The organism is Ekhidna sp. (assembly GCF_965221965.1).
GTDB lineage: Bacteria > Bacteroidota > Bacteroidia > Cytophagales > Cyclobacteriaceae > Ekhidna.
In genome coordinates this window covers 3,834,480-3,850,266 of record NZ_OZ244926.1, presented here as the reverse complement: position 1 = coordinate 3,850,266, position 15,787 = coordinate 3,834,480, and the positions used below count along the sequence as shown (strand labels likewise).

The 15,787-nt window shown below is 40.2% G+C and carries 19 protein-coding genes; 15 read left to right on the top strand and 4 right to left on the bottom strand.

Annotated elements, in window-relative coordinates; genetic code table 11:
• From ACOQON_RS17975 to ACOQON_RS17940, 8 genes are all read left to right on the top strand, one after another.
• Positions 1-768: a hypothetical protein gene (locus ACOQON_RS17975; RefSeq protein WP_420576815.1), complete on the top strand. Its 768-nt coding sequence runs from the start codon at positions 1-3 to the stop codon at positions 766-768.
• Between the two features lies 1 nt (position 769).
• On the top strand, positions 770-1,948 hold the full coding sequence (locus ACOQON_RS17970) for a CHASE2 domain-containing protein (protein WP_420576814.1): 1,179 nt from the start codon (positions 770-772) through the stop codon (positions 1,946-1,948).
• Between the two features lie 112 nt (positions 1,949-2,060).
• Positions 2,061-3,044, top strand: coding sequence for a biotin synthase BioB (gene bioB / locus ACOQON_RS17965; protein WP_420576813.1), 984 nt, complete (start codon positions 2,061-2,063; stop codon positions 3,042-3,044).
• A 99-nt stretch (positions 3,045-3,143) separates the two neighbouring features.
• Positions 3,144-4,253 (top strand): aminotransferase class I/II-fold pyridoxal phosphate-dependent enzyme, encoded by a 1,110-nt coding sequence (locus ACOQON_RS17960; RefSeq protein ID WP_420576812.1) that lies wholly within the window; start codon positions 3,144-3,146, stop codon positions 4,251-4,253.
• Between the two features lie 77 nt (positions 4,254-4,330).
• Positions 4,331-4,936 carry a dethiobiotin synthase gene (gene bioD, locus ACOQON_RS17955; RefSeq protein ID WP_420576811.1) on the top strand — a complete coding sequence of 202 codons (606 nt, stop codon included), beginning with the start codon at positions 4,331-4,333 and terminating at the stop codon, positions 4,934-4,936.
• Positions 4,914-6,245, top strand: coding sequence for an adenosylmethionine--8-amino-7-oxononanoate transaminase (bioA, locus tag ACOQON_RS17950; protein WP_420576810.1), 1,332 nt, complete (start codon positions 4,914-4,916; stop codon positions 6,243-6,245). The genes bioD and bioA overlap by 23 nt, the downstream gene beginning before the upstream one ends.
• 151 nt (positions 6,246-6,396) lie before the next feature.
• Positions 6,397-6,726, top strand: a complete 330-nt coding sequence (locus tag ACOQON_RS17945) for a hypothetical protein (protein ID WP_420576809.1) — start codon at positions 6,397-6,399, stop codon at positions 6,724-6,726.
• Between the two features lie 151 nt (positions 6,727-6,877).
• Positions 6,878-7,429, top strand: coding sequence for a hypothetical protein (locus ACOQON_RS17940; protein ID WP_420576808.1), 552 nt, complete (start codon positions 6,878-6,880; stop codon positions 7,427-7,429).
• Between the two features lie 28 nt (positions 7,430-7,457).
• Here the strand turns inward: ACOQON_RS17940 and ACOQON_RS17935 are convergent, their stop codons facing one another.
• From ACOQON_RS17935 to ACOQON_RS17920, 4 genes are all read right to left on the bottom strand, one after another.
• Positions 7,458-8,036 (bottom strand): hypothetical protein, encoded by a 579-nt coding sequence (locus tag ACOQON_RS17935; protein ID WP_420576807.1) that lies wholly within the window; start codon positions 8,034-8,036, stop codon positions 7,458-7,460.
• Positions 8,033-8,383, bottom strand: coding sequence for an STAS-like domain-containing protein (locus ACOQON_RS17930; RefSeq protein ID WP_420576806.1), 351 nt, complete (start codon positions 8,381-8,383; stop codon positions 8,033-8,035). The genes ACOQON_RS17935 and ACOQON_RS17930 overlap by 4 nt, the downstream gene beginning before the upstream one ends.
• Positions 8,370-9,470: a hypothetical protein gene (locus tag ACOQON_RS17925; RefSeq protein ID WP_420576805.1), complete on the bottom strand. Its 1,101-nt coding sequence runs from the start codon at positions 9,468-9,470 to the stop codon at positions 8,370-8,372. The genes ACOQON_RS17930 and ACOQON_RS17925 overlap by 14 nt, the downstream gene beginning before the upstream one ends.
• A gap of 121 nt (positions 9,471-9,591) precedes the next feature.
• Entirely contained in the window at positions 9,592-10,680 is a 1,089-nt protein-coding gene (locus ACOQON_RS17920) for an aminotransferase class V-fold PLP-dependent enzyme (RefSeq protein WP_420576804.1), read from the bottom strand.
• Positions 10,681-10,824: 144 nt separating this feature from the next.
• On the opposite strand from ACOQON_RS17920, the gene ACOQON_RS17915 reads away from it, so the two are divergent.
• The 7 genes from ACOQON_RS17915 (at position 10,825) to ACOQON_RS17885 (ending at position 15,725) form a co-directional block, all read left to right on the top strand.
• Positions 10,825-11,076 carry a hypothetical protein gene (locus tag ACOQON_RS17915; protein ID WP_420576803.1) on the top strand — a complete coding sequence of 84 codons (252 nt, stop codon included), beginning with the start codon at positions 10,825-10,827 and terminating at the stop codon, positions 11,074-11,076.
• Complete coding sequence (locus ACOQON_RS17910; protein ID WP_420576802.1) at positions 11,073-11,762, top strand: hypothetical protein; 690 nt, start codon at positions 11,073-11,075, stop codon at positions 11,760-11,762. Before ACOQON_RS17915 ends, ACOQON_RS17910 begins: the two co-directional genes overlap by 4 nt.
• Before the next feature lie 21 nt (positions 11,763-11,783).
• Positions 11,784-12,542, top strand: a complete 759-nt coding sequence (locus tag ACOQON_RS17905; protein WP_420576801.1) for a DUF6090 family protein — start codon at positions 11,784-11,786, stop codon at positions 12,540-12,542.
• 148 nt (positions 12,543-12,690) lie between these two features.
• On the top strand, positions 12,691-13,416 hold the full coding sequence (locus ACOQON_RS17900; RefSeq protein ID WP_420576800.1) for a DUF6090 family protein: 726 nt from the start codon (positions 12,691-12,693) through the stop codon (positions 13,414-13,416).
• 147 nt (positions 13,417-13,563) lie between these two features.
• Complete coding sequence (locus tag ACOQON_RS17895; RefSeq protein ID WP_420576799.1) at positions 13,564-14,295, top strand: hypothetical protein; 732 nt, start codon at positions 13,564-13,566, stop codon at positions 14,293-14,295.
• Between the two features lie 39 nt (positions 14,296-14,334).
• Positions 14,335-15,042 (top strand): DUF6090 family protein, encoded by a 708-nt coding sequence (locus ACOQON_RS17890; protein ID WP_420576798.1) that lies wholly within the window; start codon positions 14,335-14,337, stop codon positions 15,040-15,042.
• Positions 15,039-15,725, top strand: a complete 687-nt coding sequence (locus ACOQON_RS17885) for a DUF6090 family protein (protein ID WP_420576797.1) — start codon at positions 15,039-15,041, stop codon at positions 15,723-15,725. The genes ACOQON_RS17890 and ACOQON_RS17885 overlap by 4 nt, the downstream gene beginning before the upstream one ends.
• Positions 15,726-15,787 lie beyond the last annotated feature (62 nt).

Genomic DNA, 15,787 nt, shown 5'->3' with positions numbered 1-15,787 from the left:
ATGAAAAACGTTCTCGTGATAATGATCCTGATTGCCTTTCAAGGTCAAAGCCAATCATATACTGTCATCCATACCATCGGTAAAATCTATGACACTCAGTCAGGTACCTATCTGTCGAAAGGAAGTAAAGTTTCGGAAAATGCCACTCTCAAATTTGAAACAGATGGTGCTAAAGCCGCCGTTCTGAGTTCTTCCAGGGGCCGCTTTGTTATCAAGCAAAATGGCACATCTTCATCGCAAAGTGATGCTGCATATGTGCTTACTTCTGTGATATCTCCGGTGAGAGGAAGGCTCAGTACAAGAGCAGGGTCCATTAATAACACACTGGACTTTCAAAAGCATTTTAATGAAGGATCTATTGCGCTGTTGGGCAGATCATACCGGGTCACCGTATCCTCAACGGGTTTTCCGATGACAGAATCCAGATTCTTCTATGTCCAATATGAATACGAAGGAGAAACAATAAATAAAAAGCTCAGCAGTGATGAAGATAACCTGGTCATTAATTTGAATAATTTCTTCTCTATTGACGGAAATGCCATTGATCCCTCTGCAATTAGTGATGCCAGATTACACTACTACGATGCAAGTAAAGGTTCTTCAAAATTTATCACCGATATGGATATCACTTATGTTTCTGACGAAATTCTGAGATCTATGCTGGATCAGTTTGAGGAAGATAAAGAAACTGCAGTGCTTGAAATAATTAATTCAATGTATGGCAAATGCTCTGAAGACCAATTGAAAGAGGCAATATCCCAGCTATAGCGTGAAAAAAGTAACCCTTATATCATTGATCATCCTCACCACCGTGGTGATGATGGGGGTCACATTTTATTTGATGAAGCTTCCGTGGTTGGCCAGTGACGAAAAGTTTCTCATCTGGAGCACAACAGCACTAAATTTTGAAAATCGTGAGCAACAGAATTCGGAAGATTTTGCACTCATCAACACTTCTTATGACCTCCAGCTAATCGATCGATACGATGAATTTGGATTTCCCATTGGCAATCAAGCCATCACCGATCGTCAGCAACTCGCACAGCTCTTTCAGGTTATTAATGCTGCTGAGAAAAAACCAAAATATATCATCGTTGATATTCATTTTGTGGACTCCTCTTCCTACGATCGTGAGCTGGCCACTGAGCTAAACAAATTGGAAAACGTGATCTTGTCCGCACATATCAATGAGGTAGGTCGACTGGAAAAACCTCTTTTCTCCGAAGTAGATTATGGCATATCAGACTACATGATTGGTAGTGCTTTTGATGGCATCTATAAATATCAACTGATCTATAACGATACTGCCAAATTGTTGCCATTAAAGGTTCATGAAAAATTAAAGCGGGTAGATAGTGAAAAGATCGGCCCTTTTGTTCGGATTGGCTCAGATTGGACGATGAATAATTTTATCATGAACTACCGGATCCTTCAAAAAGACATCTATGACCTTGAAGCAGGCTTTAACCCGGTCAGCATGGGTGAGCTTCTATATCTCTCCGATCAGGATATACAGGATTTTGTATCTGGGAAAATCGTGGTTATCGGGGATTTCTTTGAAAATGACATGCATGAGACGGTGCTGGAAATCACCTCCGGTCCTTTGATTTTACTTAATGCCTTTTTAACAATTCAAGCCAGTGACACGATAGCTAATATTTACTTTCTTCTTTTTTTGGCTTTGGCTTACGGATACATGAGTTACCTGGTATGGGTTGAAGGGGATTTAATTGAAAAGTGGATTAACAAAATCTCAGGTAAAAGGTTTACCAAATATTTAGCTGGATTTGCCAGCTACTTTCTAATCCTGACAGCCGTATCGCTGGTTACTTATTTCTTTTTCAACATTCACATCAACGTATTTTTTATAGCCATCGGCTTTTATCTCATTGATCGAATTTCAGGCCTTTTAATTTATAAAAAACAACCTGCAGAAAATAAATCATGAATTTTGGTGAGACTAATTCATGACTGAAGCCCCGGCTACCTTTTGTCGGGGTTTTTTATTGCCTCCCGGCCTATTTGCCTATTATTGCATACTAATTCAATCATACCATTTTATGGCAGAAGTACGACACAACTGGACCCTTGAAGAAATAGCTGACATCTACAATCGCCCTTTGATGGAATTGGTATTTGAGGCGGCAACCATACACCGAAAATATCACGATCCCAAAGAAGTGCAGGTGAGTAGCCTGATCTCAATAAAAACCGGCGGATGTCCGGAAGATTGTGCGTATTGCCCACAGGCAGCACGCTACCACACAGATATCAAAGTGCATAAACTGATGGAAGTAGATGAAGTGCGTGCCCAGGCCGAATCGGCTAAAGCAAACGGTGCTTCCAGAATGTGCTTGGGTGCTGCATGGAGAGAGGTTCGGGATAACAGAGATTTTGATAAGGTGCTGGACATGGTGAAAACCGTGAACAGCATGGACATGGAAGTATGCTGTACCCTTGGAATGGTGTCAGAAGATCAGGCCAAAAAGCTCGCTGATGCCGGACTTTATGCCTATAATCACAACATCGATACCTCGGAAGCATATTATGATGACATCATCAGTACACGGGAATATGACGACCGATTGAAGACGATCAATAATGTAAGAAAAGCAAAAATTACGGTTTGTTCCGGAGGAATCATTGGAATGGGTGAGTCTGCCGAAGACCGCATGGGTATGCTTCTGACTCTTGCAACTATGGAAGTCCACCCGGAATCTGTTCCAATCAATGCATTGGTGCCGGTTGAAGGAACACCTCTGGCTGAGCAACCGCGTGTAGCCGCACATGAGTTGATCCGTATGATTGCAACAGCTAGATTGGTGATGCCGGCATCTGTCGTGAGGCTATCCGCTGGAAGGGAAGGAATGAGCCTCACCGAGCAGGCACTTTGCTTCATGGCTGGAGCCAATTCTATTTTCGCCGGAGATAAGCTACTGACCACACCAAACCCAGACTTCAATGATGACAAGGAGATGTTTGATTTGTTGGGGTTACAACCGCGAGAAGCATTTAAGAAAGTAAAGAAAGAAGAATTAGCTTAAAAACATCCCCCTAACCCCCTTCAAAGGGGGAATTGGATTCGTGTTTTATCGATAATGTCCCCTTGAGGGGACTATAGGGGTGTTTCAAAACGAATCAGTTTGAACATTTACCAAAAAGCACTCGAAGAACGAAAAAAGCAACATCTTTTGCGTTCCCTTCCCCTCATGCCCGAGGGAATTGATTTTTATTCCAACGACTATTTAGGTCTGGCACGATCTCAAAACCTAAGTCTGGCTATCGAGGAAGAATGCAGAAACGCACCGAAACTAAACGGTGCGACCGGCTCACGTTTGCTTAGTGGAAACAGTAAGTATGCAGAGAAAGTAGAACAGGAAATTGCTGAATTCCACAAATCTGAAAGTGCCTTGGTTTATGCCTCAGGCTACATGGCCAATCTGGGCTTAATTTCAAGCCTGGCAACCAAAGAAACCACGCTCATTTGTGATGAATTGATCCATGCAAGTCTGATTGACGGGGCACGGTTTGGGTCTGCAAAGAAGGTTCGGTTCAAACACAACGATTTAGATGATTTCGCTAAAAAATTAAAAACAGTAAAAGGTCAGGTGATCGTGCTGGTGGAATCCGTTTATAGTATGGATGGAGACATCTGCCCGATTAGGGAGATTGCAACACTTTGTAATGAAAATGACGCTTTACTCATCGTAGACGAAGCGCATGCCATTGGCATTTATGGTGAGAGTGGTGAGGGTTTGGTTCAGAGCTTAGGCCTAGAGTCTCAGATTTTTGCTCGAATAATGACTTATGGTAAAGCTCCCGGTATTCATGGAGCGGCTGTAGTTGGGCCCAAATGGCTGAAGGAATACCAAACAAACTTTTCACGGTCTTTAATATTTTCAACGGCTCCCACGCCACACCAATTTGCAAGTATTTCAGGGATGTACTCATACCTTTCAAAGGTGAATGGAGAAAGAAAACAACTTTTCGAGGTGGTGAATTATTTCATCTCTAAAAGGGAAAAACATAGTACTAGTTGGCTCCCTTCTGAGACTCACATTCAATCACTCATCATTCCAGGTAATGCCGCCGTAATTGAGGTCGCTGACAAGCTGAAAGATGCAGGAATCAATGCGCTACCGATCCGTAAACCAAGTGTGCCGGAGGGGAAAGAACGTATTCGCTTCTGCCTACATGCCTACAATACTAAAAGGGAGATAGATTTGCTATTTAAGACTTTAACATCCCCCTGACCCCTTCAAAGGGGAAATAATAATAGTCGAGAGGGGAATGTCCCCTTTAGGGACTACAGGGGTGTTCCAAGAAAATCATGAAACAAAAAATAATTGTAGCTGGCATAGATACCGACACAGGCAAAACAGTTGCTTCAGTCATCCTATGCAAAGCACTTAATGCAGACTATTGGAAACCAGTTCAGGCAGGAGATCTGGAAAACACCGATTCGCACAAAGTGAAACGGTGGAGTCCGGAGACCATTATTCATTCGGAAGCCTATCGACTGACTCAACCAATGTCTCCACATGCAGCCGCAGCGATTGACAAAATCGCGATTGAGGAATCTAAACTCCAGATTCCTGAAACTGACAATAATTTGATCATAGAGCTCGCAGGTGGACTCATGGTACCTATGCGTGAAGATTACCTGAATATCGATTGGGTGGCCAGCACCGGACTGCCGGTCATTTTGGTTTCTAATTATTACCTGGGTAGCATTAACCACACCCTTCTTTCACTGTATGCTTTGAAAAGCCGAAACATCCCTTTGCTCGGAATCATTTTCAATGGTGAAAAAAATCCCTCTACATTTGACGTCATCATGAACAGATCAGGTGCAAAATGCCTATTGGAGATCAATAAAGAAGAGGAGATCAATAAAGAAGTAGTAGCACAGTATGCAAAACAACTCACCGTCTAATGTAGATAATTTCCCCCTTTGGAGGGGGACAGGGGAAGGATTCGAAGAAGACATCAATTTCGATCAAAACCACATTTGGCACCCTTATACCTCACTTACTAAGCCATTACCTACTTACCCGGTTGTTTCCGCATCCGGTGTTCGGCTCCAACTCGCCGACGGCAAAGAACTGGTAGATGGCATGTCCAGCTGGTGGACAGCTATCCATGGATATAATGTTCCCGAGTTGAATGAAGCTGCAAATGAACAGCTACAAAAAATGGCTCATGTCATGTTCGGTGGAATCACGCATGAGCCTGCGATCAAACTCTGCCAAAAGTTGGTAAAAATCACTCCTGAAGGATTGGAGAAAGTCTTCCTGGCAGATTCCGGATCAGTATCGGTAGAGGTGGCGATGAAAATGGCAATCCAATACCAGCATGCAAAAGGGCAGGCACAGAAAAATAAATTCATGACCATTCGAAACGGCTACCATGGTGATACAACAGGTGCCATGTCTGTCTGTGATCCGGAGGGGGGAATGCATCATTTATTCTCGAAGTTTCTGCCGAAGCATGTTTTTGTCAATCAACCCAATAAACGATTCGATGAGTCTTGCGAAGAGGAAGATTATGCTGCGCTCGAACAAGCCTTTCGATTGAATGCGGACAAATGTGCTGCTTTCATTTTAGAGCCCATTGTACAGGGAGCAGGTGGCATGTGGTTTTATTCTCCAGACTATTTAGAAAGGATCCGGGAACTCTGCATTCAGCATGATATGCTGCTTATCGCCGATGAAATCGCCACTGGATTCGGACGAACAGGTAAATTATTTGCCTGTGAACATGCGAGTATCTCACCTGATATCATGTGTGTAGGTAAATCATTAACCGGTGGATACATGACATTAGCAGCAACACTTACTACGCAACACGTGGCAGAGACCGTTTGCAATGGAGAAGCAGGCGTATTTATGCATGGACCTACATTCATGGGTAACCCGCTGGCTTGCGCGATAGCCAATAGAAGTCTTGAATTATTGCTTGAATGCAATTGGCAAGAAAGAATCAGCACAATTGAAAGGCAACTGAAGCGTGAGCTTCTTCCTATTGGAAATGCTCTGAAAGTAAAAGATGTTCGTGTACTTGGAGCAATCGGTGTGGTGGAGATGAACGAATCCGTAGATGTATCTACAGCACAAAAGTTCTTTGTAGAAAATGGCGTTTGGATTCGGCCGTTCAGGAATCTCATTTATATCATGCCTCCTTATATGATTGCAAAAGAAGATTTGCAACATCTGACAGCCACCATTACGGATTTCATTGTTTAAGGTAAGCCCTGTTCTAATTCCGGGATCATCGAAAAAATGGTGATTATTTGAGGTTAAAAATCTTCTGGATGTAATCAGAATCAAAATTTGTGTAAATTCATCTCCATTCAGCGCCTGTATCGATTCTTTTCTGAAACGGTAACAACTACTTATGCCTAAACTTAAATTGGTCTCTGTTGCATGCATGCAGACAGATGAATCTGACAAAGACGAAATCTATCTAAAGGTGAATGACAAAAAAATCTGGCCGGTAAAGCAAAAGTTTTACCCAATTGATACAGATGAGGAAGCCAGTATTCAGCTAAGCTTTAACGTGACACCCGGAAAATGCAGCATCGACCTCTGGGAATACGACTTCATTGGAAGCAATGAAATTTTAGGATCATTCATTTTTAAAATCGATCAGCCCGGCAGTTACTCCGAAATGATGAGCAACCTGAAAGGGGATGCCTCATACATTTTGAATTATGAAATATCCTAGGCTCGATTGATGTTCCTCAAATAATCAAAGCGGATCGTCATGCGATTCATCTAGCGTTAGGCGACCATTTATCTAAAAACTCTCCTCCTATTTGGAGGATTCATGACCAATCACTTTTTTTTGTTTGACCACCAATCAAAACCTAACGATAATGGAAGTAAGAGGATCTGTCATCAGTAACATTAAAGCCTATGTAGAAAAAAAGCATCCTGATAAATTTGAAGAATGGCATAGTTCTTTGTCAGAAAAATCTCGGGAACTGATGGAACGCCCCGGTACCTCCAAATGGTACCCCATCAAAGAGGGAATCCTCGAGCCTACAGAAAAAATGTGCGACCTGTTTTATCTCAACGCAAGGGATGGAGCGTGGAAATCCGGCAGATTCAGTGCCGAAGAGGCTTTGACTGGTATTTATAAAGTATTCGTGGTGGTGAGCACACCTTTGTTTTTAATCAAACGTGCTTCCCGCATCATGGGCACTTTTTATAGACCTACAGAAGTAAATGTGGTAGACAATGATGACAAATCCATGTTAGTCCATTTTACCAAACTCCCTACAGAAAGCAGATACCTTGAATATCGGATTGCTGGATGGATGGAAAAGGCATTGGAAATTTGTGGCTGCAAAGAGTTATCTGTTAAAACTCCAAAATCCATCGCCAATGGTGATGAGGTATTTGAAGTGGATATTTCTTGGAAGTAAAACTTAAACAAAAAAGATTGGTATCGATTTAAGAGGTTTTATTAACTTCTATTTGCCATTTAAATAAAAAGAACTTCAATTCATTTGTTTCGGTACGGATTGCCTCTAGTCTCTGCCTGCTATACTTTGTTTTACCCTCTTCAATTTTTAAATCTGTATCTCCGGCAGGAGATGTATAAGTCATTAATTTTCTTACAGACCTTATAGAATGAACTATATCGCTCACATTCGATATTGGTGATACACCATTTTTATTAGATTTTTCCAATAGGTTCTTGAGGTATTTGATGTTAGCATAAATCTGCTTTAAATCAGAGTTAATAGTATCTAATTCAACTTGTACCCCTTTTACATAGGTGTGTAGACCTTCTATTTCATCGGATAAATATCCTATTTTCTGAATTATAAGATCTTTTTCAATTCTCCTATTTTCCTTTTGCTTTTCAAGAACTTCTACGAAATATAAGCCTAAAATTACAGTGGTAAGTATTGAAGCTAGCTCAACCAAGTTTACCTCATGGTCAAGTGATATTTCACCCCAACTATTCAATAATGAATGGAGATAAAATCCAATCGCTGGCAACAATATCCAGAGAAATTTTTTCACTTTTCCTTTTCTTTATCCTCAAAGGCATCTTTGAGATAAAAAGAAATATCATCCTTCAAAAAGTCCTCCTCATCACTAATTATTTCGATAGTATCTAAAATCTCTTTGTAAGATTCATTTTCTTCGCGTATTAAGCCTCCAAATGCTTCTTCAAGGAAGGATGTCCCATATCCTCGTGTTCCGTCCAAGTCAACAATAAGCTGAGTCCCTTTCTCTTTGGCCTCTCTATACTTTCCAATAAGAATCTCCTTTCTAAATAACTCCCCAGAGTTCTTTCCTTCCTTGATGTATCGTGGACCTGGTCTATCAGAAAAGTCAGTTGCTATCTTTATTCTAAGCGGCTGCATTGTAATTAAGGTTTTCAGGTAATAACTCCCAATAAACAAAGGTTCCACTAAAGTTAGTTTTTAATTGTTTAAAATCATTATTCGAAACATCCGCAAACACATTATTCGAGATTATGAAGAGATTGGAAAACGAACCTCGCTTTAGAGCATCATTAATACCTGGCAAACCCTTTCCTCTATAATGTTTCCCTGTTACAGTTTTATGCAAATCTCCTCTTAAAATCAATTCTAGCAGATGTGGATTCCCAGTTAAATTAAATGCACTGATCATTTTTGAAATGGCTCCATAGAACTTATTTCCTTTCGGCTTTTTCCCCAAACTTTCGAAAACACCTACACCATAATCCACGAAGGAAAAAGTTACTTTATTTTCCCTTTTAACATGGTTTACAGACAACCACCAATGTTTTTCTCCTTCAGCATCTACCGCAGCATGATTATTAGTGTTTTGCATTAGTTCAATTAATGCCCTCTGAACTCCTTGACACCTTTTTTTAGTTCCCCATACCGTCTCTGATGCTTTTTCGATTAAGTCTGCACTCAAATCAGAATCTACATTCTTCCATGCGTGAGTATGTATTGAATTTGTTCTATCCTCAAGAATTTGATACCTATCAGAGTCTTGAAATGATCTGAAAAGATTTTTTATAAAGCCTGACTCTCTTAATATTCTATCTGCCTCTCTATTTAATGGATAATTTCCATTGAACTTAATGCCTTTTGATTTGAACCTTATAAGAATGGATAACATTAAGACAATTGCATCGTACTCTATTTCCTCAACATCCTCCATCCGAACAAATACTTTTTGATCTCTTTCATAGCAATTTTTAATCTCATCAATAAAATCAATTACTCGGTCTGGATTTTTGATCAAGGAAAGGTTTGAAGGAGGAAAAATAAACTTATAGCCAGGATACCGAGTTTTATAGGCCGCATTTTTTTTCCTATTTTCTTCGTCAACACCTTGCTCAGCTCTATTTTTCTTTCTTTTGTAATCTCTAAATTCGAGACGTCTTCGAAGAGACTTCCTAGCTCTCCTCTTGTTGTATTTTTTGTATTTACTTTTTGTATAGTGCTTCTTCATTCTTAATAGAAACCAGAATTTGTTCTACTAATAGGACGCTATAATGAAGTGGTGAAACAAACATTACGCTTAACTCACTAAATTAAATATTCTTTTCTTTCCGGTCCTCCCGTTTAATACCCTACATCAAAACACTAAGCAATACATCAACCTCCTCCTCAGTATTCATCGGCCCTACACTAAACCGCAATGTGCCTGTCTCATTCGTACCAAGCGCTTCATGAGCCAATGGAGCACATTGAAAGCCAAGACTTCCCTTGATTCCACCTTGCCTCCAAAGATCCTCTTTAATCTCATCAAGAGACCTATCTGTGCTCGTGATGGAAACAGCACCGGTATATCTGCCATGGGTTTTGCTTCCCACAATTTCAATCCCTGGAATCTTACTTAGTCCTGCCCTCATCGTTTCTACCAGATGGTTTCTGTGACTTTCCAATTCATCCCAGCCCTTAGTCTCCAGCCATTTGATTCCAGCCGTTAATCCTGCAATGTTCATCATTGGGGCAGAACCTGTGTCACAATAGGTCGGAAAAATCGATGATTTCTCCCCAGGAGTGATCTCACAAGCGGCACTTGGGCAGGTCATAGTCACACGTTCTGAAATATATAACCCTCCGATTCCTTGGGGTCCAAAAGGGCCTTTATGACCGGCAAAAACAAACATATCCGGATCAAGACTTGAAATATTGATAGGAATTATGCCTGCTGTCTGTGCACCATCCAGTAAGCAAACAACTCCATACGCTTTAGATAGACTAAGAATTTCTTCGAATGGCAGGATTTCACCCGTTACATTACTGGCCATAGAAACAGCCACCATTCGCGCCCCTTTTTTAAGCTCTTTTTCCAAGCGTAAAAGATCAAAAGGACCTTCTTCCGATCTTGGTATAATAACTCCCTCAACTCCTCGATCCTGCTGAAACTTGAAAAACCAGCGGGATAATGCATGGTGTTCCATCGAACTGATGATCAGTCGATCGCCGGACTCCCATGGAAAATCAGTGAAGGCGGTGGCAAGTCCCTGGGTGCAGCTCTGAGTGAATAAAAACCGGTCGGGTTTAGCAATGCCAAAAAAGGATGTGATCGTTTTGATCCCTTGTTCAAAAACATTCAACCATTGGTCCGGGGCGGTTTGGTTAAAGTGATGGATGGCATCATTTACTTCAGCTGGCTTGGGCCAGGTTGTACCTGCTTGATTAAGGTAAATCATAAATTGAAGTTAAACAAAGGTTGATTATCTTAAAGGATTCAAACCACCGCTAACAAAATCCTTTAATTGAGCATCACAAACTGATCCTGATAAATACCACCTGAAAATATGCTCTTCCTTCTCCGAAAAATCCGCAGAACGCTTATGGCTAAAAACAAAATCACAACCTACATAGCCTATGCCGTAGGGGAAATCATTCTGGTTGTTATAGGCATTTTGATTGCCGTGTGGATCAATCGGACCAATCATCGTAAGGTGGTAGGCATTGGCGTTTTAAAGATGATCGAGCAGGAAAGTAATCTGAGTTTTGGTACCACTAAAAATCCATACCTCAGATCAGCTGCCAATGACTCCTCTATTCTCGAACGACTAAATTCAAAAGAACCAACAAAATGAATCGTATTCTCAACACCCTTGCTCAAAAATGGCCCGAATACTTGTTAGAAATTCTGGTAATTACCATCGGTATTCTGGGAGCATTTATTTTAAATAGCTGGAAAGAAGATAGAGCAGAAAGCGTCTATGAAATATCGATAATCCAGGAGTTGATGACCTCAACAGAACGAGATAGTCTACAAATTTCCTATATCATTAGAAGATATGATCAACATGATTCAGTAGTCACTTTACTTAAAGAAAAAATGCTTATGGATGTACCGTATAATGACACCCTTGCAAGTATGTTTTCCAGAGTTTCTTATTTTGATATTATCAGTACAGACTTTACGGTATTTGAAAATTTAAAATCTACGGGTATTACATTGATAAAAAACCAGGAATTAAGAACAGCGATTCCCCGGTATTACGGCCTCATATCTCATATAAGGTTGGTACACCAAGAGTTTATATTGCCCATCTATTTCAGAGAGAACATCTATCCAAAGTATTTTCGGTCATTCTCCTGGCGGACGGGAGCAGTACCGGTTGATTTTGAAGCTCTCAAAGATGAGCCTGAAATGTATGTCGCCTTGGACTATGTTATGAACGATGTAGGCTTTTATAAAAGAATCTACCAGAGTTTACAACAAAACAATGCTCAACTAAGATCAGCCCTTCGAAAAGAGCTAAACTCAAGAAAGTAATCTCATCAAAAGCTAATGGCTATGAAACGAATCTTTACCACCCTCAAAGAAAAATGGCCAGAGTATCTGCTTGAAATCCTGGTGATTACTATTGGTATTTTGGGGGCTTTCGCCTTAAATAATTGGAATGAAAGTAGAAAACAAGGAATCGAAGAAAGAGCACTTTATAGTCAACTGCTATTGGACTATGAGGCCAATTTGGAACAACTCAATCAAAAGATAGAGCTCCATAGAGCTTGTGTTACTTCGGGATTTGCTGTTCTGGAGGCGATGGATAATCAAAAAGGCGATCTTGACAGTGTATTGATGCATCTTTCGGTCCAGAGCATTGATGTTACTTTTGACCCAATCATCAATGACCTTAATAGTTCAGGGAAAATAAACTTGATTTCAAATCCTGAACTTAACAGACTTGTTTCCAATTGGTCTTCTGAATTAGCAGCCTTGAAGGAAATGGAACTGATGTGGCAAGGGAGAGTATATGGTCAGTTTTTAAGCCTTCTAATGGAAATGGGAATAGAGCGAGACGTCCAAAGTAAGTTTTGGGATATTGACAATATTCACACAGACTGGCTTCTTGATAAAGAAATTGCTGAGTTTATACCAATGACAAAATCCAGAAAACCTCCCGACCTTCAGGCGATTCTCACCAACAAGAAGTTGGAAAGTATCGTAGCACACGGAGTTGTTATGAATCAAGGGGCAATAGAACAAAGTTTGGCATTGAAAACGCGAATAGAACGAACAATCTCTCTACTTAAAGAGAAAATAGAATCATGAAACGCATCCTAACTACCCTTAAAAGAGAGTATTTCCAAGAACGTCATTCCGGATTGTGAGGAACGAACAATTCCGGAATCTTTTTTATCTTAGATAAGATTCCGGTATTTCTCCGTCACACTTCGAAAACCGGAATGACGCACCGCCTATGAAACGAATCTTCACTACCTTCAATGAAAAATGGCCAGAATACATCCTGGAAATCCTGGTAATTACAATCGGTATTTTGGGGGCCTTTGCGCTCAATAGATGGAAGGAAAACCGCGATAACGCCGTTACTGAAGTGCAAATATTGAAAGAAATCAGAGGCAATCTCAAAGATGACTTATTGGGAATCCAGGATGATCTGATGCATATGGAATCTGTGAGGCAAGGGGGATTACATATTTTGGAATTCATTGAAAACAATGACGCTCCAACAGTCGATTTTTCAAATAGCATGGCCCGCTTAAGGGTCACTCCACATTTTGACCCTAATAATTCCGGTTATGAATTACTTATTTCCAAGGGTGTAGGCATTATTCAAAATGACAGTTTGCGTCAATCCATAACCAAGCTGTTTGAGTCCACCTACTCCTACTATCGTCGATATGAAGATGAACGTGTTCAGACCAGAATCCATCACATTACCCCTGGCTTAATGGAGTATTCAATGGCTGATATAGATGTCTGGGATAATACATTCCTTGGCGACTATGGAACCTTTGAAGTTTCACCTTCTGACTATGCTCGCCTAAAGGAAGAGAAGAAGTTTCGAAAACTTGTTCGGATGATATTGAATGAAAATGAGGGAGTAAGATATCGGGCGAGGAAAGTAGAGAAGGGAATTAAGCAACTGATAGAAGACCTCAACATCGAACTCGAACAACTATGAAACGAGTCCTAATCACCTTCAATTTAAAAACGTCATTCCTGATGTAGTGTAACGGAATTCAGGAATCTCATTAAATTAGAATGCTAACTAAAAAGAGATTCCGGTATTTCTCCGTCACACTTCGAAAACCGGAATGACGCACCGCCTATGAAACGAATACTTACCACCCTAAAAGAAAAATGGCCCGAATACTTGCTGGAGATTCTAGTAATCACAATTGGTATATTGGGAGCATTTGCGCTGAATAATTGGAATGAGAACAGGAAGCAAGGGGCGTCCGCAATGGCCAATCTTTCCATACTAAAACAAAACCTAGTTGATGACAGATCTGAAATTTTAAGCCTGTTAAACAATGTCAACAGCACACTTGAATCAGCCGACTCTTTGCTCGGTCAGTTCAAAATGATCATCCCAATTGATGAGCGAACTACCTATCATATCAATAAGCTCATACTCGAATACAACTTTAGCCCGAATACAAATGGATTAAAAATTTTAAATGCAAAAGGAGATCTTGCCTATTTTGATAATACACTACAAGCGGACATCATGAAATATTATAGTTTGGTGGAAAATATTATTGAGCGTGAAGGAATCACTAATCAGTTTATCAAGGACAAGTATGAAATCCATTATTTTAACCATTATTCGTTCACTATCAATAGCACCAATCAGCTTTTAGCCGTGGCTAATTACTATACAGATGATCTTCGCAAGATTCAAAAGATAAATGAATCAGATTTAAGAGCAGACAGAAAGCTAGAAGGTCTGGCGTTTGGCAGAAGATACCAATGCATTACACAGAAACAAGCGTATGAAAATGCCATTATTCATTTAGATCTGCTCATTTCCAAAGTGGAGAATCGTTTAACTAATTAAACAGTGCTTTTCCTCTTCCGCAAAATCCGCCGAAAACTTATGAAAGAGAATAAAATCAAAAGCTATCTTCTGTATTCCATTGGAGAGATCGTGTTGGTGGTTGTAGGAATCCTGGTTGCTGTGCAAATTGACAATCTCAACGAGGCTCGCAAAGAGCGTAAAAAAGAAGTTCATTATCTCACTAATATTCGGGCTGATCTTGTAAGCAATTTGGGTATCATAGATCACTTTCTGGAGGAGTGGGGACAGTGTATTAACTCCGCTCAGATTGTGGTCGAACACATTGAGGGGAAACCAATAACAGACTGGGATACATTCAACCGGCATTGTATAAATGTTTGGAATTGGGAACGCTTTTATCAAACTAATAACACCTTCGAAGAACTGACTTATTCGGGAAATCTCGCCATTATTTCAAATGACTCTATAAAGAGTCAACTGTTGAATCTGGACGCGATGCTTCAAAGACTAATAGCAGAGGAAGATCACTTTCGTTTTGACTCGGAAGAGATCATCTACCCTCCTTTATATGAACTTATTGATATGCACCCATTGATACAGAACTACATGGGAAAAGATGTGACGTTCACTATGGATATGTATGTGGAATACTTCAGTGATACGAGGGTCAAAAATGGTTTCTTGATGGCTATTCTGGAATTCTCAACCATGAATAGCCAACTAAGAGAGCGTAAAGAAATCACTCATAATCTTATTGAAATTATTGATAAAGAAATAACCAGATGAAACGAATCCTCGTAACCCTCTCCCAAAAATGGCCCGACTATCTGCTAGAAATTTTGGTTATCACGTTTGGTATACTCGGAGCTTTTGCTCTGAATAATTGGAATGAAAATCGTAAACTGTCCAATAAGGAGCAAGAGCTATTACAGGAGTTGAAAGAAAGTCTGGTTGAATCAAAAGGAGAACTTGAACGAACCATAAGAATCAATCAAACCAAACTTGAGGATCTGAGATACATACTTGGGCAGGTAGAAAAGGATGCTCCATATGATCCTAAAATGGACACCATCTTTGTGAACATAAACACATGGATTAGTCCATTTCTCAAGTCTACCGCTTACGAAAACCTCAAAAGTGTAGGTATCGATATCGTGACGAATAAGGAGCTGAAGCGAGCTTTGACCAACTTGTACGATTATGAATTTCCCCTTTTAGTAGAAGATTATGACAAAACAGAATGGATGAATGCAGAAACACTGACCTATCCATATTTTAATCGAAGGTTGCGCTATCTGTCCAAAGGTGTAGCCAGGCCTACTGATTTCGAATCCATGAAGAATGATCCCGAATTTCTTAACATCTTGAGTAATACCATGAGATATCGCGAAGGAGGTATTCGACTCTGCAATCTCACTGTTCAGAAAGTCAATCAGGTAATATCATTAATAAACTCAGAGCTTGAATGACACGATTCACCATCCTCATCTTAGAAAATAGCCTTAGAACGTCATTCCAGATAGCCTGCCCC